At 71.5% G+C, this 20,762-nt stretch carries 17 protein-coding genes; 14 read left to right on the top strand and 3 right to left on the bottom strand.

Annotated elements, in window-relative coordinates; genetic code table 11:
* Nucleotide 1 precedes the first annotated feature (1 nt).
* The 5 genes from ABEB12_RS32420 to ABEB12_RS32400 all read left to right on the top strand — a co-directional run bounded on the left by ABEB12_RS32420 (nucleotide 2) and on the right by ABEB12_RS32400 (nucleotide 7,668).
* A complete protein-coding gene (locus ABEB12_RS32420) occupies nucleotides 2-406 on the top strand; it encodes a hypothetical protein (RefSeq protein ID WP_185066262.1) in 405 nt (134 codons plus the stop codon).
* Complete coding sequence (locus ABEB12_RS32415) at nucleotides 406-4,014, top strand: ATP-binding protein (protein WP_345703328.1); 3,609 nt, start codon at nucleotides 406-408, stop codon at nucleotides 4,012-4,014. Before ABEB12_RS32420 ends, ABEB12_RS32415 begins: the two co-directional genes overlap by 1 nt.
* A gap of 179 nt (nucleotides 4,015-4,193) precedes the next feature.
* Nucleotides 4,194-5,996, top strand: coding sequence for a hypothetical protein (locus ABEB12_RS32410; RefSeq protein WP_185066263.1), 1,803 nt, complete (start codon nucleotides 4,194-4,196; stop codon nucleotides 5,994-5,996).
* Nucleotides 5,997-5,999: 3 nt separating this feature from the next.
* Complete coding sequence (locus tag ABEB12_RS32405) at nucleotides 6,000-6,632, top strand: hypothetical protein (RefSeq protein WP_185066264.1); 633 nt, start codon at nucleotides 6,000-6,002, stop codon at nucleotides 6,630-6,632.
* Between the two features lie 10 nt (nucleotides 6,633-6,642).
* Nucleotides 6,643-7,668, top strand: coding sequence for a C40 family peptidase (locus ABEB12_RS32400; RefSeq protein ID WP_345703327.1), 1,026 nt, complete (start codon nucleotides 6,643-6,645; stop codon nucleotides 7,666-7,668).
* Between the two features lie 103 nt (nucleotides 7,669-7,771).
* Here the strand turns inward: ABEB12_RS32400 and ABEB12_RS32395 are convergent, their stop codons facing one another.
* Nucleotides 7,772-8,146: a DUF1330 domain-containing protein gene (locus ABEB12_RS32395; RefSeq protein ID WP_185066265.1), complete on the bottom strand. Its 375-nt coding sequence runs from the start codon at nucleotides 8,144-8,146 to the stop codon at nucleotides 7,772-7,774.
* Between the two features lie 79 nt (nucleotides 8,147-8,225).
* Between ABEB12_RS32395 and ABEB12_RS32390 the strand changes: the two genes are divergently transcribed.
* The 6 genes from ABEB12_RS32390 (at nucleotide 8,226) to ABEB12_RS32365 (ending at nucleotide 13,917) form a co-directional block, all read left to right on the top strand.
* A complete protein-coding gene (locus ABEB12_RS32390) occupies nucleotides 8,226-8,834 on the top strand; it encodes a TetR family transcriptional regulator (RefSeq protein ID WP_185066266.1) in 609 nt (202 codons plus the stop codon).
* Between the two features lie 296 nt (nucleotides 8,835-9,130).
* Complete coding sequence (locus ABEB12_RS32385; protein WP_185066267.1) at nucleotides 9,131-9,562, top strand: hypothetical protein; 432 nt, start codon at nucleotides 9,131-9,133, stop codon at nucleotides 9,560-9,562.
* 112 nt (nucleotides 9,563-9,674) lie between these two features.
* Nucleotides 9,675-11,558 (top strand): molecular chaperone DnaK, encoded by a 1,884-nt coding sequence (gene dnaK / locus ABEB12_RS32380; RefSeq protein WP_185066268.1) that lies wholly within the window; start codon nucleotides 9,675-9,677, stop codon nucleotides 11,556-11,558.
* Nucleotides 11,555-12,211: a nucleotide exchange factor GrpE gene (gene grpE, locus ABEB12_RS32375; RefSeq protein WP_185066269.1), complete on the top strand. Its 657-nt coding sequence runs from the start codon at nucleotides 11,555-11,557 to the stop codon at nucleotides 12,209-12,211. Before dnaK ends, grpE begins: the two co-directional genes overlap by 4 nt.
* Before the next feature lie 24 nt (nucleotides 12,212-12,235).
* Nucleotides 12,236-13,447 carry a molecular chaperone DnaJ gene (dnaJ, locus tag ABEB12_RS32370; protein WP_185066270.1) on the top strand — a complete coding sequence of 404 codons (1,212 nt, stop codon included), beginning with the start codon at nucleotides 12,236-12,238 and terminating at the stop codon, nucleotides 13,445-13,447.
* A gap of 14 nt (nucleotides 13,448-13,461) precedes the next feature.
* Entirely contained in the window at nucleotides 13,462-13,917 is a 456-nt protein-coding gene (locus ABEB12_RS32365; protein ID WP_185066271.1) for a heat shock protein transcriptional repressor HspR, read from the top strand.
* A gap of 249 nt (nucleotides 13,918-14,166) precedes the next feature.
* On the opposite strand, the gene ABEB12_RS32360 is transcribed toward ABEB12_RS32365, so the two are convergent.
* Nucleotides 14,167-15,057 (bottom strand): HalD/BesD family halogenase, encoded by an 891-nt coding sequence (locus ABEB12_RS32360; protein WP_185066272.1) that lies wholly within the window; start codon nucleotides 15,055-15,057, stop codon nucleotides 14,167-14,169.
* On the opposite strand from ABEB12_RS32360, the gene ABEB12_RS32355 reads away from it, so the two are divergent.
* Nucleotides 15,021-16,817 (top strand): choline/carnitine O-acyltransferase, encoded by a 1,797-nt coding sequence (locus ABEB12_RS32355; RefSeq protein ID WP_185066273.1) that lies wholly within the window; start codon nucleotides 15,021-15,023, stop codon nucleotides 16,815-16,817. The two genes, ABEB12_RS32360 and ABEB12_RS32355, sit on opposite strands and share 37 nt — an antisense overlap.
* 605 nt (nucleotides 16,818-17,422) lie before the next feature.
* Here ABEB12_RS32355 and ABEB12_RS32350 read toward each other — a convergent pair.
* Complete coding sequence (locus ABEB12_RS32350) at nucleotides 17,423-18,526, bottom strand: globin domain-containing protein (protein ID WP_185066304.1); 1,104 nt, start codon at nucleotides 18,524-18,526, stop codon at nucleotides 17,423-17,425.
* Between the two features lie 398 nt (nucleotides 18,527-18,924).
* Between ABEB12_RS32350 and ABEB12_RS32345 the strand changes: the two genes are divergently transcribed.
* Together ABEB12_RS32345 and ABEB12_RS32340 are read left to right on the top strand one after the other, a co-directional pair.
* A complete protein-coding gene (locus tag ABEB12_RS32345) occupies nucleotides 18,925-19,764 on the top strand; it encodes a pyridoxamine 5'-phosphate oxidase family protein (RefSeq protein WP_345703326.1) in 840 nt (279 codons plus the stop codon).
* 109 nt (nucleotides 19,765-19,873) lie between these two features.
* Nucleotides 19,874-20,677 carry an SAM-dependent methyltransferase gene (locus ABEB12_RS32340; RefSeq protein WP_185066275.1) on the top strand — a complete coding sequence of 268 codons (804 nt, stop codon included), beginning with the start codon at nucleotides 19,874-19,876 and terminating at the stop codon, nucleotides 20,675-20,677.
* Nucleotides 20,678-20,762 lie beyond the last annotated feature (85 nt).

The following is a 20,762-nucleotide window of genomic DNA, read 5'->3' as shown; positions in this document are numbered from 1 at the left end:
GGTGCGAACTGACGACGAGATCTATCGGATCGACCAGGTGTGGCTCGGTCCACCGCGCGCCACGTTCCCGTGGCGGGCGACCTACGCCAGCTATCTGACCGGGTTTGTGATTTTCATCGTGGTGCTGTTCGTGCAGCGCCGGGTGGGCATCAGCTTCAACGTCATCCCCACCGCGTGGGCGTTGGTGATCACAGTTGCGCTCACCCGGCTGATCTCCCGCAAGGTGAACTACGAAAAGGGTGTGCTGCACCTGTTCGAACACTTCTGGTACGAGGTCACCGGCCCCCGGCAGCGCACCGCGACGCGCGCCACCGGGGTGCGCAACGGGCACGTCCGGGTGCGGCGCGAGCTCACCGAACCACCGAGCAGGCGCCCGAAGCGCGCCGGGCGGGCGGGCAGATCGTGATGTTCGGCAAGCGCCCGAGCGACACCGGACGACGGCCGGTCCGTTCCTCCGGGAGCGCCGGCCGGACCGGCGCGAGCGGAGTTCGCGACGCGCGCTACGGCAGAACGAACGGCGCCGGTGGCGGCTGGGCCGGCGGAAGCCGAACCGGGGAAGACGGCCGGCCCCACCCGGGCGACGGTGGCCACGGATACCCCGGCACCGGGAACGGCCACTCCGGCACAGGCGGCGGACGTTCCGGGAACGGTCACACGGCCGCCCGGACCAGCAGCGGCAAGGGCCGGACCAGCGGCAACGGCCAGGCCGGGAGCAAGGCTCAGGCCTCGAGCAACGGCAAGAGCCGGGCCGGTAGCGCGGCCAAAAGCCGCAGCGGCGCCGCCACGGGTCGCGGCGGTACCGCGTATGGCAACGGCGGCAACGGGGTTCCGGACGGTTCCGCCCGGGGACCAGCGGCTGGTTCAGGACGCGGGTCGGCGAACGGTTCCGGGCGAGGGTCGGCGAACGGTTCCGGGCGGGGCTCGGCGAACGGGGCGGCCGGTGGGTCGGGGGCCAGGCCGGCATCGGCAAGGGCGGCCGGGACCAAGTCGGCCGGGACCAAGTCGGCCGCCGCCAAGTCGGCCCGCACGCCGAAGCCCCAGCCGCAGCGGGTCAAGCCGAAGGCCAAACCGGCCAAGAAGGACACCCGCAAGGGCTCGCGGTCGCTGGCCGGGGAGTCCGGGCTGCCGCGTTACCAGTCCCCGATCAACCTGCGCAGCATCGACGGCCACCTGACCCGCACCGGCACCCAGGTGATGGCCTGGTACCGGTTGGCCCCGCAGGCGTGGAGCTTCCGCAGCGACAACCAGCGTGAGCTGCTCATCCACCAGATCGCCGCGCAACTGGGCGAGCTGCAGGGCCGGTGGCTGCACCTGCGGGTGACCACCCGGCCGTACCCGGTGCACATGTGGGCCGAGGCGTTCGACCACAACGCGCTCGGCCGGCCGCCGGACGTGGCCGGGGCGCTCGGCTGGGACGGGTTCCTGGAGGGCGAGCAGCGACACCTGATGGGCCTGTCCATGTCGGACAAGGAGGTCTTCCTCGGCGTGGAGATCTCCGGTCGGGGGACGCTGGACCGCTGGGTGGAGCGGGCCGCGCCGGTACTCGGCCGGCTGGTGCCGGGCGCGGTGGAGGCCGAGCTGGCCGCGCTGAACACCGAGGTCCGGCACGTGGACGATCTGGTCGCCGGCACCGGGCTGGACGCGGTCCCGGCGCAGGCCGACGACATCGCCTGGCTGATGCACCGTTCCTGCGCGCTGGGCCTGCCCGCGCCCCGGACGCTCACCGTTCCGGGCGGGCACCCCGCCGCGCGCTGGGAGACCGAGGACCTGGCCGCGTTCACCGACGGCGTCGAGCTGCACCAGGAGCCGTACTCGCCGACCGTGCGGGTGGTCGGCCGGCTGCGCAGCCAGACGGTCACGCGGCACGTGGCGGTGCTCTCCATCGGGTTGATGGACGGGCTGCGCATCCCCGAGGTGGACGACCCGTGGATGCAGCGCAGCGACCGGCTGTCCTTCCCGGTGGAGTGGTCGGCGCGGATGTACATCCGGCGGCCCGAGGAGGTCAGCGGCGAGCTGCAGCGCCAGATGGGCAAGGTGCGCTCGCAGATCCGGCACTACACGCACGACCACGACCTGGACCCGCCGATGTCGCTGGCCCGGCAGGCCGACCGGGTGCTGGAGATCGAGGACGAGCTGTCCGGCGGGCTGACCCAGTCGAACACCCGGCTGTACGGGTGGTGGCGGGTCGCGGTGGCCGGCCGGGACGAGGCCGAGGCCGTGTCCCGGGCGCAGCAGCTGCTGGAGGTCTACCGGCCGAAGGTGGCCATCGAGCACCCGGAGGCCCAGTACAAGTACGCGCGCGAGTTCATCCCCGGCGAGCCGCTGGCTTCCACGGCGTACCGCCGGCGCGGCTCGGTGACCTGGGCGGCAGCGGCCGTGCCGGCGGCCACGGCGGCCGTCGGCGACCGGCGCGGCATCATGCTCGGCGAGACCTGCACGGCCACCCGGCGCCCGGTGGCCTGGGACCCGTGGATGGCGCAGGAGGTGCGCCGGGCCTCCGGCCTGACGGCGATCGTCGGCGGGCTGGGTTCCGGGAAGTCGTTCCTCACCGGGCTGATCGTCTACAAGACCATCCGGGCCGGGGCGCAGTGGACGGTGCTGGACCCGTCCGGCCCGCTGGCCGAGCTGACCCGGCTGCCCGAGCTGGCGCCGTTCTCCCGGCACATCAACCTGCTGCGCGCCGACCCGGGCATCCTGAACCCGTACCGGGTGGTCGCCGAGCCGCGGCCGGAGCACTTCCTCGAGGACGAGGACCCCGAGCGGGCCTGGCGCCGGGAGCGCTCGCTGGCCGCCGCCACCCGGCGGCGACTGGTGCTGGACGTGCTCACCGGGCTGCTGCCGTTCGACGTGGCCCGGCTGCCGCACACCCGGATCGTGCTGCTGCGCGCGGTGCGCGAGGTCGGCGGTGCACCGGACCGCAACCCGGCACAGGTCATCGAGGTGCTGCGGCGGCACGCGCGGGAGGGCGAGGACCACGCCGGCGTGGTCGCCGACTTCCTGTCCGAGCGCCGGGAGCTGCCGCAGGCCGCGCTGCTGTTCCCGGACGAGTCGCGGGACGACCCGTGGCGCGCGGACCGGGAGTACCGGCTGACCGTGCTGACCATGCAGGGCATGACGCTGCCCCGGCCGGGATCGCCGCGCGAAGAGTGGACGGACAACGAGTCGCTGGCCGTCGAGCTGCTGAACCTGGCGTCCTGGCTGACCCAGCGCACCATCTACGACGCCAACCGGAACCTGCGCAAGGGCGTCGCGCTGGACGAGTCCCACTTCCTCTCCCAGGTGCCGACCGGCAAGGTGCTGATCGACCGGCTGGCCCGGGACTCCCGGAAGTTCAATGTGCGGGCGTTGTTCGCCTCGCAGCTGGCCGGCGACCTGTTGCGGGTTTCCGGGTTCGCCTCGCTGGTGAACGCGGTGTTCGTCGGGCGCACCGACGACGAGGTGGCGCAGGCGGAGGCGCTGCGGCTGCTGCGGGTGCCGACCGGCGTGGGCTACGAGGCGATGCTCGGCACCCTTTCACCCCGGCCCAGGCACGACGACCGGCCGGACGACACGCCCCGGCAGTTCGTCTTCGCGGACGGCCACGGCGGGGTGGAGAAGATCCGCATCGACATGGAGGCGCCGCATTTGGGGCACCTGGCCGAGGCGCTGGACACCAACCCGGACGCCGCGCGCGTGGTCTCCCCGGTCGCCCCCTCGCCGGCCATCGGCCGGTCCGGGGTGCCCGCGCTGGAGCCGGGCGGCGGCCCCCGCGAGCTGCCCGAACCGCATGACGCGGACGACATGGACGACATGGAGCTGGAGGACTTCACCGAGCACGCCGATCTGGCCGCCCGCGGCGGGACCGACCCCGGCGCCAACACGCACACCGGATACGACCCCCGCACCGAGGTGGAGCGCACCGCGTCCCGTGGCGGCATCGCGCAACCGGCCGACTTCGGGCAGCCGGACGACGAGGAGATCGACCTGCTCGACGACCTCGACGAACTGGACCCGGCGCCCGAGCGGGTCCGATGACTTCCACCCAACGCCGAAGACGCTATGGCTCTGCGCACATATACGCAGCGGCCGCCGCCCGCGTGACGGCGGCCGCTCGGCGTCCCGTCTCCGGCCGCGCGTCCGGTTATTGCGTATTTCCACGCAGAGCCAAAGCGTCCCGAAGCACTCCCCGGAACCGCCGGCTCCTCCGGAGAATTGTGCCGGCCGGGCTGCTCGTGGCGCTGCTCATGATGTCCTCGTTGCTCGGCGGGCAGGCCTGGGCGGCGCCGTTCGACTGCAAGGAGGCACCGGAACCGGACCGGCCGGGCTCCGGACTCGTCGGCTCGCTGGACCCGGCGGTGAACGCGGGCGCGCCGGGCAGCGTCTACAACGAGGTCGGCTACTCCGGGCTGGTCTGGCACACCTACGACCTGGGCTGCGGCGGCTCGGTTTCCGACCCTTCGGTGGCCACCGACACCTGGCTGGGCAACCAGACGTTCAACATCGCCAAGTTCATCGTGGGCGGCGTCAACTGGGCGCACTACCTGCTGGCCCGGGGCGGCGAGGTGCTGACCCCGCTGGACAAGGTGATCGAGCAGGGCACCAAGGCGATGTACGACGGCGTGTTCAGCACGCTGATCGGGCCGGCACTGCTGCTGCTCGCGCTGGCCCTGCTCATGCTGGCACTGCGCGGCGACCTGGCCCGGCAGGCCCAGCGGGCCGGGTTCGCGCTGCTCGCCCTGATGCTCGGCGCCGCGGCCTACCTGGCCCCGGTGAACTGGGCGAAGGCCGCCGACGGGCTGCTGCTGGACGGCATCACCCAGATGCAGGAGGGGTTCCTCTCCCCACTCGGCCGGGGCGACGTGAACACGCTGCCCACCGTGCTGACCGACCGGGTCATCTACGACAACTGGCTGCGCGGCGAGTTCGGCGCGCCGAACGACCCGAAGGCCGTCGAGCTGGGCCGGGAGCTGCTGCGCACGCAGACCTTCACCAACGACGACGTCTACCAAGGCAAGATCACCCAGGCCGACGTGGACGCCAAGAAGAAGGCGTTCGCCGACGTCGCGGGCAAGATGGGCGAGCGCTACCCGTACTTCCAGGGCAAGTCCGGCAGCCGGATCGGGGTCAGCGTGCTCGCGGTGATCCAGGCCGTATGCATCGGGCTTTTCCAGCTGCTGTCCAAGGTGCTGGTGCTGGTCGCCATGTTGCTGCTGCGGCTGCTGGTGATGACGCTGCCGGTGATCGCGGTGCTGGGCGTGCTCAAGCCCGAGGTGCTGCCCATGGTGGCCAAGGTCGCGGGTTCCGCGCTGGTCAACACGCTGCTGGTGGGCGCGCTGGCCGGGCTGCACGCGCTGCTCGTGGTGTCGCTGTTCAAGCCGGACTCCGGGGTGGACCTGTGGCTGTCGCTGCTGGTCACCGGGGTCACCACGGTGGTGCTGTGGGCGGTGGCGCGGCCGCTGCGCCGGCTGGTGTCGATGGTGTCGCTGACCCGCGAGCAGTTCGGCGGGGTGGTGCCCGGCGCCGGTGACGGCCCGGTTTCCCGGATGTGGAACCGGTTGCGCGGCGCGCAGCCGGACGAGCGGCAACAGCGCTGGTGGGACGAGCGGCGGGCGGAGGCCTCGGGCCCGGCGGAGCCCAGCGCCCACCGCCCGGAGTCGGTCTACGCCAGCGCCTCGGTGGTTTCGGAGCAGCGCTACGCCGGCGGTTGGCGTCCGGGCCAACGCGAAGTGGGCACACCGGAGTCCGCCCAGCTCGGCCCGGCGCCGGACCGGCGGGCGCTCACGGCCGGCGGCTTCGGCGGCATCGGCGGGCTCGGTGGTTTCCCCAGCGGCCTGAACGGCCCGGACGCGGTGGAGATGGACGAGCGGGTGATCTACCGCCGGCCCGGCGCGCGCACCGACCCGTACGCCGACCGCGACCAGCCGGTGCAGGCCGAGCTCGTCGACGGCGTCCCGGTGTACCGGATCTACCGCCCCCGCCCCAGCCAGCCCAGTTACCCCTACCGCGGAGGTGACTAAGCCGTGCCGATCAGATCGCCCAAGGGAAGGGGCGCGGCCTACCGCGTCTTCTGGCAGTGGCCACTGCGCTCGCCGGCCCGGCTGTTCGGCTGCGTGGTGGCGCTGCTCGCGTTGGCCATCGGGGCGAACGCGGCGTTCGGGCTGCTGCCGAGCAAGGCGGAGCGGGGCGGGGTGTTCGGCTCGGCGCGGCACGCCGCCCCGGGCAGCTCCGGTACCGCTCCCGGGGCGACCGGCCTCGCGCCCACCGAGGGCCAGCCGAACCGGCTCCCCCCGGTCGCCGAGCTGACCCCGCGCGCGCTGCCGCCCGCGCAGGCGCCGCCCGCCGCACTGACCGTCGCGGCCAAGTGGACGAAGGCCTGGGCCCACCACCCGCCGGGCACCAGCACGGCGAGCTGGGTCACCGGGCTGCGCCCGTACACCACCGAGGAGTACCTGGGCGTGCTGTCCACGGTGGATCCGGCGAACATCCCGGCGACGGCGGTCACCGGGCCGGCCAGGGCCACCGTGGTCGCGCCCAGCTCGGTGCGGGTGCAGGTGCCGACCGACGCGGTCAACCTGGTCGTGCTGGTGGTCAACACCGGCGGTGAGTGGCGGGTGGCCGGGTACGACCGGGCCGAGACCGCGAACACCCGGTAAGCGGTACCCCGTGACCTCGCCGCTGCGTGGCTTCCGATTCCTGCGGCTGTTCCTGCCGCTGGTGGCGATCGCGGCGGCGCTGGCGGTGTTCCTGGGCGTCGGCCTGATCATCAGCTTCGGCGGGATGGGCGGGCTGCGCGGCGGCAGTGGCTGCGACCCGGTCAGCTACGGCCCGTCCGGCTCGGTCAGCGGCACCCGGGGGCCCGCGACCAGCGCCGCCGGGCTGTCCGACGAGCAGAAGCAGAACGCCCAGGTCATCATCGGGGTGGCCAAGGGCATGGGGCTGCCCCCGCGCGCGTGGATGATCGGGCTGGCCACCGCGATGCAGGAGTCCGCGCTGCGCAACATCAACTACGGCGACCGGGACTCGTTGGGCCTCTTCCAGCAGCGCCCGTCGCAGGGCTGGGGCAGCCCTTCCGAGGTCACCGACCCGGTCTACGCCAGTACCCAGTTCTTTCAACGGCTGGCCAAGCTACCCGGCTGGGAGGAGCTCCCGCTGACCGTGGCGGCGCAGGCCATCCAGCGCTCCGCGTTCCCGGAGGCCTACGCGCGCTGGGAAGGCCTGGCCGCCCAGCTGGTGTCGCTGCTGGCCAACGTGGCCGACCCGCTCGGCTGTGGGTTCGGCGCGGTGAACCTGCCGGACGGGGTGGTCAAGGCAGCGCTCACCTTCGCCCTCGGCGAGGTCGGCAAGCCCTACGTGTGGGGCGCCACCGGCCCGAACTCCTACGACTGCTCGGGCCTGGTGCTGCGCGCCTACCAGGCCGCCGGGATCCCGTTGCCCAGGGTTTCCCGGGAACAGTTCCAGGCCGGCGGGCACCTGCCGGTGGAGCAGGCGCAACCCGGTGACCTGTTGTTCCTGGCCACCGACCGGAACGACCCGGCGACCATCCACCACGTGATGATCTACCTGGGCAACGGGATGCTGGCCGAGGCTCCGTACAGCGGCAAACCCGTGCGCACCCGCCCGGTGGACTGGGCCAACCCCGAACTGGTCCCGCTGGCCACCCGACCCGGCACTGCTCCCAACCCCGCCTAACCCGCCTGACCTCAAACGCTCCGCGCCAGCGCTCTCCAGTTCGGTGAGCAGGGATCCCAGACCGCCGCCGTCTCGGGATTGCCGCGCACGAAGACCACGGGCATCAGGCCACGGCGCTGAGCGGCACGGTCGGCTGCAAGACCGACTCCACCAGCGCCTCGCTGCGGAAATGGGACACCGCCTGGTAGTCGGGGTCCCGGATCATGTCGACGAACGCCTGTCGGCTCGGGTAGCGGACCAACACCACCATGTCCCAGGCCTGCCCGTCCTCGGCGACCAGCGCCCGCCCGCCGTCCCCCAGATACTCCACCTGTACCCCATACCGCGCGTTGATCGCCGGGCCGAGCGCCTCTGCGTAGCGCTGGTAGCTCTCGCGACCGCCGTCCGGATGGAATCGCAGCAGGTTCAGCATCACCACGGGGCCACCCGCATCCTCGGTGAGCAGGGCATCCAGGGCGTGCTGGTCAATCTCGATCATCGGGAACCTCCATGTCGTCAACGCGATCACTCTCGCATATTTGTTGGTCGACTGACAAGTTTGTTGTACGATCCTTCCCATGACCACCGCTCGCCGCACCCAGAAGCAGCGCCGCGACCAGGCCGAAACCGCGTTGCTCAACGCCGCCGCCGAACTGGTCGTCGAGCAGGGGGTGCGCTCGCTCACGCTGGCCCGCGTCAGCGAGCGAGCCGGGTACAGCCGCGGACTGGTCACCCACCACTTCGGGTCCAAGCAGGCTCTCCTCGAACGCCTGGCACACGCGACACAGACTGGGTTCGTGCCCGGGCTCGATGGTCTGCCACCCGGTCTGGACCGTCTCCTGCGGCTGATCGACGGATACCTCGGAGCCCTGGGCACGGTGGGCGTGCTGAACCGGGCGTTCCTGCTGCTATGGGCCGAGGCGGCCACCGCGGCAGAACTGGCCCCGATCTTCCGCGAGCGAGACGAAGCGTTTCGCGCCGACCTACGCGAGGACATTGCCGCCGCAATCGTCGACGGCACTATCCGCCCCGATGCCGTACCCGATGAGGTCGCCATCGCTATCGTCGGGCAACTCCGCGGAATCGGGCTGCAACGGCTTCTCGATCCCCAGGCCGTGAACACCCAACGTTTGCGGCGGGCGGTCACCGAGCACTGGCGTCAGGCGCTGACCCGTGCACAGACCTGACTCCAGACACGGCAGTCCTCGCGTATCAGAAGATCCACTTCTGGGATTCCTTACGTCAAGGGAGAATTCACGGTGGTCAACACGTGGTCGGCCGTCATCGACCGGAAGGACGTGGTTTGAGGGGAGGCTCAGCGCGACGCGCACGTGATGTGCACCGGTTATCACCAGGCTTAATGCGCGCTCATGCCGCGTTGAGGGTAAACCTCGTAGCGAACGGACGTTCGACTAAGCGCGAAAGTCGAGCGCTCCATGGGGCTTAACCGGACAACCGATCGACGGCCGGCATGATTGGCGACATGTTCGAGGAACCACCCGGCGTCGCGTCCGCCAACCCGGCGCGGGACTACGCGGACGGACCGTGTCCCGGCGCATCGCCCGACTACCTGGTGGTGCCCCGCTCACTGGCCCAGTCGATGCCCCTGCGCTGGCAGCAGGTGTTCGTCGGCCTGCTCGCCGACCTGCACGACGCCTACGGGCACCTGGAGTGGCCCCAGTACCAGGTCATCCCGAGCCGCTACGAGCTGCTGGCCGACATGGACGAGGGCCAGCTGGCCGCCGCCGGATACGTGGCCGACGTGGACGAGGACGGTCAACTGGTCATCCGGGACGACCACGAGCGACCGGTGATCCATCCGCACTCGGTGGGCGCGCTGGTCCCGGTCGACGACCCCATCCCCGGCCCGGACACCGGCCGCGTCGAACCCCGCGCCGCCGACGACCGGATATAGAGCCGCCCAACCGGGAACAAGACGCGCCGCGACGGAGTTGAGTGGGGTGGACTCAGGTCGAGTAGGCTTGGGTTGAGCGCAAGGAACTCAAGTTACGAGAGGACTATCAACCATGGCTCGTGCGGTCGGAATCGACCTCGGGACCACCAACTCCGTCGTCGCCGTCCTCGAAGGTGGCGAGCCGACGGTCATCGCGAACTCCGAGGGTGCCCGCACCACTCCGTCCGTGGTCGCCTTCGCGCGCAACGGCGAGGTGCTGACCGGGCAGTCGGCGAAGAACCAGGCGGTCACCAACTCCGACCGCACGTTCCGCTCGGTGAAGCGGCACATCGGCGGCGACTGGAAGACCTCGGACATCGACGGCAAGGTGTTCACCGCCCAGGAGATCAGCGCCCGGGTGCTGCAGAAGCTGAAGCGCGACGCGGAGGCCTACCTCGGCGAGCCGATCACCGATGCGGTGATCACCGTGCCGGCCTACTTCGAGGACGCGCAGCGCCAGGCCACCAAGGAAGCCGGCCAGATCGCCGGCCTGAACGTGCTGCGGATCGTGAACGAGCCGACCGCCGCCGCGTTGGCCTACGGCCTGGACAAGGGCCAGAGCGAGCAGACCATCCTGGTCTTCGACCTGGGCGGCGGCACGTTCGACGTGTCCCTGCTGGAGATCGGCGAGGGCGTCGTCGAGGTCAAGGCGACCAACGGCGACAACCACCTCGGCGGCGACGACTGGGACGAGCGGATCGTCACCTGGCTGGTGGACAAGTTCAAGGCCAGCCAGGGCATCGACCTGACCAAGGACAAGATGGCCATGCAGCGGCTCCGCGAGGCCGGTGAGAAGGCCAAGATCGAGCTGTCCAGCCAGTCCACGGCGACCATCAACCTGCCGTACATCACCGTCGACGCGGACAAGAACCCGCTGTTCCTGGACGAGACGCTGTCCCGGGCGGAGTTCCAGCGGATCACCTCCGACCTGCTGGACCGCACCCGCGCCCCGTTCAACCAGGTGATCAAGGATGCGGGCATCTCGGTCGGCCAGATCGACCACGTGGTGCTGGTCGGCGGGTCCACCCGGATGCCGGCGGTCACCGAGCTGGTCAAGGAGCTGACCGGCGGCAAGGAGCCGAACAAGGGCGTCAACCCGGACGAGGTCGTCGCGGTCGGCGCGGCGCTGCAGGCTGGCGTGCTGCGCGGCGAGGTCAAGGACGTTCTGCTGCTGGACGTCACCCCGCTGTCCCTGGGCATCGAGACCAAGGGCGGCGTGATGACCAAGCTGATCGAGCGCAACACCACCATCCCCACCAAGCGGAGCGAGATCTTCACCACCGCGGCGGACAACCAGCCCTCGGTGGAGATCCAGGTGTTCCAGGGTGAGCGGGACATCGCCGCCTACAACAAGAAGCTGGGCAGCTTCCAGCTGGCCGGGCTCCCGCCGGCCCCGCGCGGCGTGCCGCAGATCGAGGTGTCCTTCGACATCGACGCGAACGGCATCGTGAACGTGTCCGCCAAGGACCTGGGCACCGGCAACACCCAGCAGGTGACCATCACCGCCGGCTCCGCACTGTCCAAGGACGAGATCGACCGGATGATGCGCGACGCCGAGCAGCACGCCGCCGAGGACAAGCAGCGGCGGGAGGACGCCGAGGTGCGCAACCAGGCGGAGAGCCTGGTCTACCAGACGGAGAAGTTCGTCAAGGACAACGACGAGAAGCTGCCGTCCGAGGTGAAGGACTCGGTCAACTCCGCGATCGGCGAGGCCCAGGAGGCGCTGAAGGGCACCGACAACGGCGCCATCAAGGCGGCCATGGAGAAGCTGGCCACCGAGTCGCAGAAGCTCGGCGCGGCCCTCTACCCCGACCAGGGCGCCGAGGGTGCGGCGGCCGGCGGTGCGGCCGGCGGTGGTGCCGGTGCGGCCGGCGGAGCGGCCGGGGCCAGCGCGAACGCCGATGACGTGGTGGACGCGGAGATCGTCGACGAGGACGACAAGGACAACAAGAAGTGACTGATCGCCCAGCCGAGGCAGACGAGCAGCCGGAGCGGGTAGTGGTGCGTGATCGACGGCGAATTGATCCACTGACCGGTGAGGCCCGGGACCCGGGGGCGACCCCGGGCCCGGACGTCACCCCGGAGACGGCGGAGGCCGGCGGGACCGACCAGCCGGAACCCGAGCCGGACCCGGCGGACGCCAAGCTGGCCGAGCTGTCCAAGCAGCTCGACGAGCGGACCGCCGACCTGCAGCGGGTCACCGCCGAGTACGCCAACTACCGGCGCCGGACCGACCGGGACCGCGAGGCGGCGGCGGTGGCCACCAAGGCCAAGATCGCCGCCGACCTGCTCACCACCCTGGACGACATCGACCGGGCCGCCGCACACGGCGACCTGACCGGTGCTTTCAAGGCGGTGGCGGAGAAGCTGGTCGGGGCGCTGAACGGGCTCGGCCTGCAGGCGTTCGGCGCCGAGGGTGACCCGTTCGACCCGTCGGTGCACGAGGCGGTGCAGCACACCAGCACCGCCGAAGCGGGGGTAGCCACGGTCACCGTGGTGACCTCGGTGCTGCGCCGGGGCTACCAGATCGGCGACCGGGTGCTGCGCCCGGCGATGGTCGTGGTCACCGACCAGGCCGAGCGACCGGCGGACCCGGAACCGAGTGAGTAACAACGTGGAAGGAGGGGGCGCCCGATGACCGAGCGGGAGTGGATCGAGAAGGATTTCTACGCCGACCTGGGCGTCTCCTCCACCGCGTCCGCCGACGAGATCAAGAAGGCGTACCGGAAGCTGGCCCGTGACCTGCACCCGGACAAGAACCCGGGCAACGCCAACGCGGAGGCGCGGTTCAAGGCGGTGGGCGAGGCGTACAGCGTGCTCTCCAACCCGGAGAAGCGCGCGCAGTACGACGAGACCCGGCGGCTGTTCCGGTCCGGTGGTTTCGGTGGCGGCGGCGGATACGGCACGGGCGGGTACGGAGGAGCCGGCGGCGGGTTCTCCGCCGACTTCAACCTGGAGGACCTGCTCGGGCGCGCGGCCGGCGGCGGCGGCGGGGCACGGGCCGGCGCCGGCGGCAGTGGCGGGCTCGGCGACCTGTTCGGCGGGCTGTTCGGCGGAACCGGTCGCGCGGGGGCCCGGCCCGGAGCCCGGCAGGCCCAGCGCGGCGCGGACGTGCAGAGCGAGATCACGCTGGGCTTCGCGGACGCCGTGCGGGGCACCCAGGTGTCGCTGCGGCTGACCAGCCCGGCCCGCTGCGAGCGCTGCGGCGGCACCGGTTCGAAGCCGGGGAGCACGCCGCGCACCTGCCCGACCTGCGCCGGCGTCGGCCTGGTCACCCGGGAGCAGGGGGCGTTCGCGTTCTCCGAGCCGTGCCGGGACTGCCGGGGAACCGGTCGGATCATCGACGAACCGTGTCCCGAGTGCGGCGGTGAGGGCGTCAGCGCGCGCACCCGCACGCTGAACGTGCGCATCCCGGCCGGAGTGACCGACGGCAAGCGGATCCGGATCAAGGGACAGGGTGAACCGGGCCGGGGCGGCGCGCCGGCCGGGGACCTGTTCGTGCTGGTCCACGTGACCTCGGACCGCCTGTTCGGCCGGTCCGACGCGAACGCGGACGATCTCACGCTGAAGGTCCCGGTGACCTTCCCCGAGCTGGCGCTGGGCACGACGTTGACCGTGCCGACCCTGGACGGGAAGGTCTCGCTGAAGGTGCCGCCGGGCACCGCCAGCGGCCGCACCTTCCGGGTGCGCGGGCGGGGGGTGCAACGGCCCGACGGCAAGGCCGGTGACCTGCTGGTCACCGTGGAGGTCGCGGTGCCGAACCGGCTGGACGACCCGGCAACCGAGGCGCTGCGCGCCTACGCTGAGAGCACGAAGAACTTCGATCCGCGATCCGGGCTCTTCTGATACGGGTGATGACGATGAGCAGCGATGGTGTCGGTCCTGGCCCCGTCCCCGGCCTCCCCCCGGGCGCGGACTGGGACAGCCCGATCTTCGTGATCTCCGTGGCGGCCGAGCTGGCCGGCCTGCACGCGCAGACCCTGCGCGGCTACGACCGGCTCGGCCTGGTCCGCCCCGGCCGCAGCGCCGGCGGCGGCCGGCGCTACTCGGCCCGGGACATCGCACTGCTGCGCGAGGTGCAGCGACTCTCCCAGGACGAGGGCGTGAACCTGGCCGGAATCAAGCGGATCATCGACCTGGAGCGCACGGTCGACGAGCTGCGCGCCCAGATCCTCGAGCTGACCGAGGCCCTCGCCGACGCGCAGGCCGCCGCCGAGCAGGCCGCGGCCGCGATCCACGCCTCCTACCGCCGCGACCTGGTCCCGGTGCACAAGCAGACCGCCATCGCCATCTGGCGCCCCAAACCGAAGGCGTGAGCCCGCCCGGAGCGACCGGTCCGACCTCTATCTGCCACGGTGCACTGTTGATCACGGATACATGGTCAACATGACATGGTGGCCGTCTCGGGCGAGCGCAAGTGACCACCAGGTCATGGTGATCATGCGAAAGGGCCGCCGGAGCCGCAACGGCCGCCGAACGCAACGGGCCGAGCCCGAGCCGCGGCAGACCGCCAACGCCGCGCCGTCCAAGCAGTCCTCGAACCGGCACCGCGCCGAACCGGACGCTCAGTCCAGCAGGGCGTCCGGCCGCACGGAAGTGCCGGCGCCGGCCAGGTGAGCCGGCAGCACGCGGCCGAACAGCTGGCGGGTGCGGGCCACGCTGCCGATCACCCCGGGGCGTTCGGTGTAGGCCAGGATCGCGGTGTGCCGGGCCGCGCCGCCGAGCACCGGGCTGACCCGGTGCAGCGCGTACCGGCCCTGGAACAGCTGCAGGTCACCCGGGCGCAGGGTCAGGCGCCGGATCATCGACTTGCCGCCCCCGGTGAGCACCGCGCGCACACCGTCCAGGTTCTCCTCCGCCGAGGACCGGATGGCCGGGCAGTACTCGAACACGCCGCCGGCCTCCGGCTGCTGGGTGAGCAGGCTGACCGTGTACTCGTTGGTGTCGAAGTGCCACGGATGCTCCTGCCCCGGCCGCACCACGTTGAGCACCAGCCCGGCCAGCGGGTCGGCCAGCGGAAACACCGCGGGCAGCCCGAAGCAGTCGGCCACGAACCGGCGGAACTCGGGCAGCGCGTAGAGCCGGGCGATGACCGCGTCCGGCGGGATCCGGTCCCGGGGCACGAAGGCGTTCCCGCGCTCCATGGTGATCCGGCCCGGGTGCCCGGAGGGCAGCGGGGAGTCCAGCGGGAGGTTGTACGCGTTGACCGTCTCGGTCCGGTAGTACGCCTCGGGGGCCAGGGCGGCACCCTCCGCCCGGAGCGTGTCGATCAGCGCCGGCGCGATGAAGTCGGCAAGCACACAGCAGCCGTCGTCGCGCAGCGCGGTGCGCACGTGACAGACTGTAGCCCGCCATTCCACGCTGTCTGGCCGGGTCAATGGGTATCGGTCGGTGTTCAGCAGCACCAGCAACGTCCAGGATGAGGATGAGCAGCGAGCAGGATTCGACGCGCACATTTGACCATGAACACCAGCTGCCCCGGGTACCGCTGCCCAGCTTGGAGGACAACTGCGCGCGGTTCCTCGCCTGGTGCGCGCCGCTGCTCACACCGGAACAGCTGGCGGACACCGAGGCGGCCGTCGCCGAGTTCCAGGCTCCCGGCGGCCCCGGCCCCCGGCTGCACGCCGCGCTGGCCGAGTACGACGCGCGGCCGGACGTGCACAGCTGGCTGGACACCTTCTGGCCGTACCGCTACCTGGGCCGGCGGGACCGCATCGCGCTGAACGCGAACTTCTTCTTCCTGTTCCGCGACGAGCCCGGCGTCACCGGCCAGTTCGACCGGGCCGCCCGGCTGGTCACCGACGCGGTGGCCCTGAAGCTGCGGCTGGACGACGAGAAGGTCCCGGTGGTCACGCTGCGCGGGCAGCCGCAGACCATGGAGCAGTACAAGTACCTGTTCTCCACCACCCGGATCCCCGGCGCCGAGCAGGACACGGTCCGCGCGCCCTACTACGTCACGCGGCCCGGGCCGTCCACCGCGCGGCACATCCTGGTGTTCGCCGGCGGCCGGATGACCCGCCTGGACGTGGTCGCGCCCGACGGCCGTCCCTACGCCGAGGCGGAGATCGCCGCCGCGTTGCACAAGTTGACGCAGAGCGAGCGGGCCCCCGAGGAGCCGGTCGGCCAGCTCACCACCATGGCCCGCGCGGAGTGGGCGGCCCGCCGGGCCGAACTGCTCGCCCTCGACCCGGCCAACGCCGAGGCGCTGTACACGGTGCAGGACGCCCTGTTCTGCCTGTGCCTGGACGACCTGGCCCCGGACAGCGACCTGGCCGCCTGCGACCGGCTGCTGCACGGCGACTCCGCCAACCGGTGGTTCGACAAGGCGGTCACGCTGATCGTCTTTGCCGACGGCCGGGCCGGCATCAACATCGAGCACTGCGAGCTGGACGGCACCACGGTGCTGGCCTTCGTGGACACCATCCTGGGCGAGCGGCAGCCCGCGGCGGAAACGGCCGAGGGCGGCCCGACGTTCGGGCCGGTGGAGTTCGTGCTGGACGACGGGCTGCGCGAGGCGGTGCGCAAGGCGGCCGACTCGTTCGCCGCGTTCGCCGGCGACACCGTGTCGACGGTGCTGTCCTTCACCGAGTTCGGCGCCGACGTGGCCAAGGGCCTCGGCATGTCGCCGGACGCGTTCGCGCAGGCCGCGTACCAGCTGGCGCACCGGCGCGCGCGGGGTCACCTGGGCGCCACCTACGAGTCCATCGCCACCCGGCACTGGCGGCACGGCCGCACCGAGGCGATGCGCGTGGTCACCCCGGAGATGCGGCGCTTCACCGAGGCCATGACCGACCCGGGCGCGTCCGCCGCCGAGAAGGTCGAGGCGTTCCGGGCCGCCGCCACCGCTCACGTCACCAGGGCCAAGGAGTGCCAGCGCGGGGACGCCCCCGAGCAGCACCTGTGGGAGCTGCAGCTGATCGCCCGCAGGCGGGGTGACACCGAACCACTGGCACTGTTCGAGTCACCGGGCTGGCTGGTCATGCGCGACGACTGGCTGTCCACCAGCTCGGCGCCGTCGGTGAACGTCTCCTACTTCGGCTTCGGCTCCACCGCCGCCCAGTGCATCGGCGTGGCCTACGTACTGCTCCCGGACCGCCTCAACATCTACCTGAGCACCCCCCGCCCGGTGGCCGACGAAATGCACGCCTTCGCCACCGAACTCCGCCACGCCCTCACCGAGCTGACCGAGCTGCTCTCCCCATCCGGCGCCCAATAACCGGCTGCGACGCCGCTCGTGATGGTGGTTCGGGCGTGCGGCGTCACGGTTTCCTGGGCGGCGTCACCTCCGAAGCCGCTCCGGACGGCGGTGCCGGTTCACGGCAGCTTGGACGGCGCGGCTGGGCGGTCTCCCGTTGCTGGGTGCGGCCCGTTGCGCTGCCTCTGGGCTCCCGGCACCCTCTTTCGCTACGCACCGTAACGACAGGAACGGCTTCCGAACCAGCCCGAGCCACCGTCGCTCGGCGAGAGCTAGCTGAGTCCGCTTCGATCATGGGATCCAGCGGACTGGGCCTGCGCTCGATGAAATCACAGCCCCAGCCGCGCACAGGCCGACCACGGTCCGTAGCCGAGGCACGCAACCAGCGCCCGGAACCAGCGCTCGAAACCGGGGGGCGCCCCAAGGGCGCGCAAGCGAGCGCAACGCGACGGGCGGAACCCGAGCCGCGGGAGACCGCCCAGCCGCGCCGTCCAAGCCGCCTTGAACCGGCACCCCGACCCACTGAAGATCGACATCAACCTCACGCACCTTCTCGGCTCAAAAAAGGGCACTGAGGTTGATGTATATCTTGGCCACACACGACCAACCGCGGCCCGACGCCGGGTTCAGTCCAGCGTGAACGGGTCGTAGCGGATCTGGTCCAAGGGTGTTCCGGCAACCAGCATCCGCGACACGGTGGCGCGGATCATGTCCGGCGAACCGCAGACCAGGACGTCGTGGTCCTGCCACGCGCCGTAGCGGGTCACCACGTCGGCCAGGGTGCCCACCTCGGCGCCGGACAGCCCGTCGTCGTCCTCGACCACGGGGACGACGCTCAGCCACGGGTTGGTGTAGGACATCTGCCGCAGGCTGGCGAAGTCGTACAGCTCCTCGTAGGTGCGGGCGCCGGCGAACACCTCGGTGCGCGGGTTGTCCGGCTGCCGGGACATGTCCTCCAGGATCGCCTTGATCGGCGCCAGCCCGGTGCCCCCGACCACCATGAGCTGGTCGCGGCCGGACTCCCGGTCCACCGTCATGCCGCCCATGGGCGGACCCAGGCGCCAGACGTCACCGGGCTGCGTGTGCGCCACGATGGCCCGGCTGACCCAGCCGTTCTCCACCGCGCGCACGTGGAACTCGATGACGCCGTCATCCCGGGGCGCGTTGGCCGGGGAGAGGTAGCGCCACAGCCGGGGGCGGCGCGGCGTCTCCACGCTCAGGTACTGGCCGGCCCGGTACGGGATGGGCGCACCGGTCTGCACCTGCACCAGGGCCACGTCCCAGCTCAGCCGGCGGTGCGTGAGCACCCGGCCCAGCCAGGAAGCCGGGCCGTGCTCCGCCTCGGCGGCCGTGCACATGGTCTGCGAGATGACGCCGTACGCCTCGAGCCAGGCGCCGCGCACCTCGGGGGTCCACGCCGAGCCGCTGTGCATCTCGATCGCGCCAACCAGCGCCGCGCCGACCGCCTGGTAGTGCCGGGCGACCACGCCGAACTTGCGGTGGTCCCGGCCCAGCTGGGACAGGAAGGTGCCCAGTTCGTCCGGCCGATCCACCATCTGCACCACGTGCACCAGGGCCCGCAGCAGCCGGCTGCGTTGCACCTGCATGTTGGCCGGAAACAGCTCGCGCGTCTCCGGCGCGCGTTGGAACAGGAACGCGTAGAAATCCTTGGCCAGTTCCTCGGCGCGGTCCTCCACCAGCGCCCAGCTGCCCCGGATCAGCTCCACCATCTGGGAAGCGCGCTCCGGGCTGGGCGGCGGCACACCGGGCGCACCCTGGGTGGGGATGTGCGGCCCGGCCTGCGCCGGAATGTGCGGGACCTGCGGCGCCGACATCCCGGCCCCTCGTCGGGGCGTCGGGTAGTCGCTCAGCAGCGGTTGTGCGCTCATCGCGATCGGCGGTCTTTCTCCTCGGGGAGCGACGTACGGGGGTTGTCGCACCGACAGGCCGAACGCCGACCGGCCGATACCGTGACCATAAAACGAGTCACTGCGCGATCACTATGCCTTCACTCGTGTGGGTGCATCAACGGGACGATGGTAGTAGTTCGACGCCCCGCCGGCTGCAAAGGGTATTACTTCTGGCCCCGAACGTCACGAGTCGGCCACGACATGGCACCGTATTGGGTGTGCTCCCCGACACCGCGCCGCCCGACGCCGTGACCACGGAACCCCGCCCCACGCTCCCCGGTTCGGCCGGAGAGCACTTACTGCAGTGCGCCTACGGCAGCCAGGACCGGGCGGCCCGGTTCTATGCCGACCAGGTGCGCGACCGGCTGCTGCCCCGGATGGTGGAGTTCATCGGGCGGATGGAAATGGTGTTCGTGGCCACGTCCGACGACAGCGGCGAGTGCGACGCCTCGCTGCGCGCCGGTCCGCCCGGGTTCATCCAGGTGCTGGACGAGCGGCACCTGGCCTACCCGGAGTACCGGGGCAACGGGGTACACGCCAGCCTGGGCAACATCACGGAGAACCCGCACGTCGGGCTGCTCATGATGGACTTCGAGCGGGACCTGATCGGCCTGCACGTGAACGGCCCGGCCCGGGTGGAGACCGACGAGCGGCTGCGCGCGCGCCACCCGGAGCTGCCGCTGGACGGCGCGCCGGGGCGGCGGGCGGAGCGCTGGGTGGTGGTCGAGGTGCACGAGGCCTACATCCACTGCCGCAAGCACATTCCCCGGATGACCCGGGTGCACGAGAAGCGCGAGTGGGGCACCGACGACCCGGCCCGCAAGGGCGGCGACTACTTCGGCGCCAAGGAAGCCCCCGTCGATGAAGCGCCGGCCAAGGCGCCGGCCCCGAGCCCCGCCGACGACCCGACCGGGCCGATCCAGGTGCCCCGCCAACGCGGCCGGTCCGGCTTCCCGTCCACCACCCACCTGCCCGCCGGCGCGGCGACGGCCCGTCCGCTCCGCCCGCTCTCGGTAGGCCCCCGCGACCGTCGCCGACCGCGCTGGTTGACCTCTTAGTGGCGCGGAAACGAGGTTCCGCGCCACTGGGCGACGACCCCCTAACGCGTCTCCGGGCGAACTCTCACAGCGCTGCGAAATCCGCCATCACCCCGGTAGGGTCATCCACATGGGTGATAGGGGACAATCCACGGAGCGCACTCCGGCGATCAATTTCGACGTTCCGCACTCGGCGCGGATCTGGAACTACTGGTTGGGGGGCAAGGACAACTACCCGGTCGACCGTGCCGCCGGCGACGCCTTCGCGCAGATCTATCCGGCGATCTTCTTCCAGGCCACCCAGTCCCGGCAGTTCCTGATCAGGACGGTCCGGTACCTGGCCGAGGAGTGCGGCATCCGGCAGTTCCTGGACGTCGGCACCGGGCTTCCGACGATGGAGAACACCCACGAGGTGGCGCAGGCCTTCGCGCCGGAGTCGCGGATCGTGTATGTGGACAACGACCCGTTGGTGCTCGCGCACGCCCGCGCCCTGCTCACCAACACCACGGCGGAGGGGGTCACCGCCTACGTGGACGCCGACGTGCACGACCCGGCGCTGATCGTGGCCGACGCCCGCAACCTGCTGAACTTCAACAAGCCGCTGGCCGTGATGTTCATGGGCATCCTGGGCCACGTGGCCGACATCGAGGAAGCCCGGTCGATCGTGCACGGCGTGCTGGACGCCGCCCCGTCCGGCAGCTACCTGGTGCACTGGGACAGCACCAACACCAGCCCCGACCGCATCCAGGCCACCGCCAACTACAACAAGACCGGCGCGGTGCCCTACAACCTGCGCAGCCCGGAGCAGTTGAGCGAGCTGTACAAGGGCCTGGAGCTGGTGGAGCCCGGCGTGGTCTCCATCTCCCAGTGGCGCCAGCCGGACAAGGATGTGTCCGTGGCCGACGCCTACGGCGCGGTCGCCCGCAAGCCGTAGCAGCGCGGCCACCGCGATGTAGTCGACCCGCGGGGTCGGCTCGGTGCGCACCAGCTGGACGAGCGCCGAGCGGTCCGGCCCCGAC

Origin of the sequence: Actinospineispora eucalypti (genome assembly GCF_039543365.1) — a bacterium.
Classification (GTDB): domain Bacteria; phylum Actinomycetota; class Actinomycetes; order Mycobacteriales; family Pseudonocardiaceae; genus Pseudonocardia; species Pseudonocardia eucalypti.
Note: the sequence above shows the minus strand (reverse complement) of the source record. Positions and strands in the feature narration are given on the sequence as shown.

What these genes read in the sequence shown, in the direction of transcription:
- ABEB12_RS32385 (WP_185066267.1), top strand. Translation starts at nt 9,131, where the DNA reads ATGTTCGAGGAACCACCCGGCGTCGCGTCCGCCAACCCGGCGCGGGAC.
- ABEB12_RS32395 (WP_185066265.1), bottom strand. Translation starts at nt 8,146, where the DNA reads ATGATCGAGATTGACCAGCACGCCCTGGATGCCCTGCTCACCGAGGAT.
- ABEB12_RS32340 (WP_185066275.1), top strand. Translation starts at nt 19,874, where the DNA reads ATGGGTGATAGGGGACAATCCACGGAGCGCACTCCGGCGATCAATTTC.
- ABEB12_RS32390 (WP_185066266.1), top strand. Translation starts at nt 8,226, where the DNA reads ATGACCACCGCTCGCCGCACCCAGAAGCAGCGCCGCGACCAGGCCGAA.
- ABEB12_RS32365 (WP_185066271.1), top strand. Translation starts at nt 13,462, where the DNA reads ATGAGCAGCGATGGTGTCGGTCCTGGCCCCGTCCCCGGCCTCCCCCCG.
- dnaJ (WP_185066270.1), top strand. Translation starts at nt 12,236, where the DNA reads ATGACCGAGCGGGAGTGGATCGAGAAGGATTTCTACGCCGACCTGGGC.
- ABEB12_RS32355 (WP_185066273.1), top strand. Translation starts at nt 15,021, where the DNA reads ATGAGGATGAGCAGCGAGCAGGATTCGACGCGCACATTTGACCATGAA.
- ABEB12_RS32360 (WP_185066272.1), bottom strand. Translation starts at nt 15,057, where the DNA reads ATGTGCGCGTCGAATCCTGCTCGCTGCTCATCCTCATCCTGGACGTTG.
- ABEB12_RS32350 (WP_185066304.1), bottom strand. Translation starts at nt 18,526, where the DNA reads ATGGTGGAGCTGATCCGGGGCAGCTGGGCGCTGGTGGAGGACCGCGCC.
- dnaK (WP_185066268.1), top strand. Translation starts at nt 9,675, where the DNA reads ATGGCTCGTGCGGTCGGAATCGACCTCGGGACCACCAACTCCGTCGTC.
- ABEB12_RS32415 (WP_345703328.1), top strand. Translation starts at nt 406, where the DNA reads ATGTTCGGCAAGCGCCCGAGCGACACCGGACGACGGCCGGTCCGTTCC.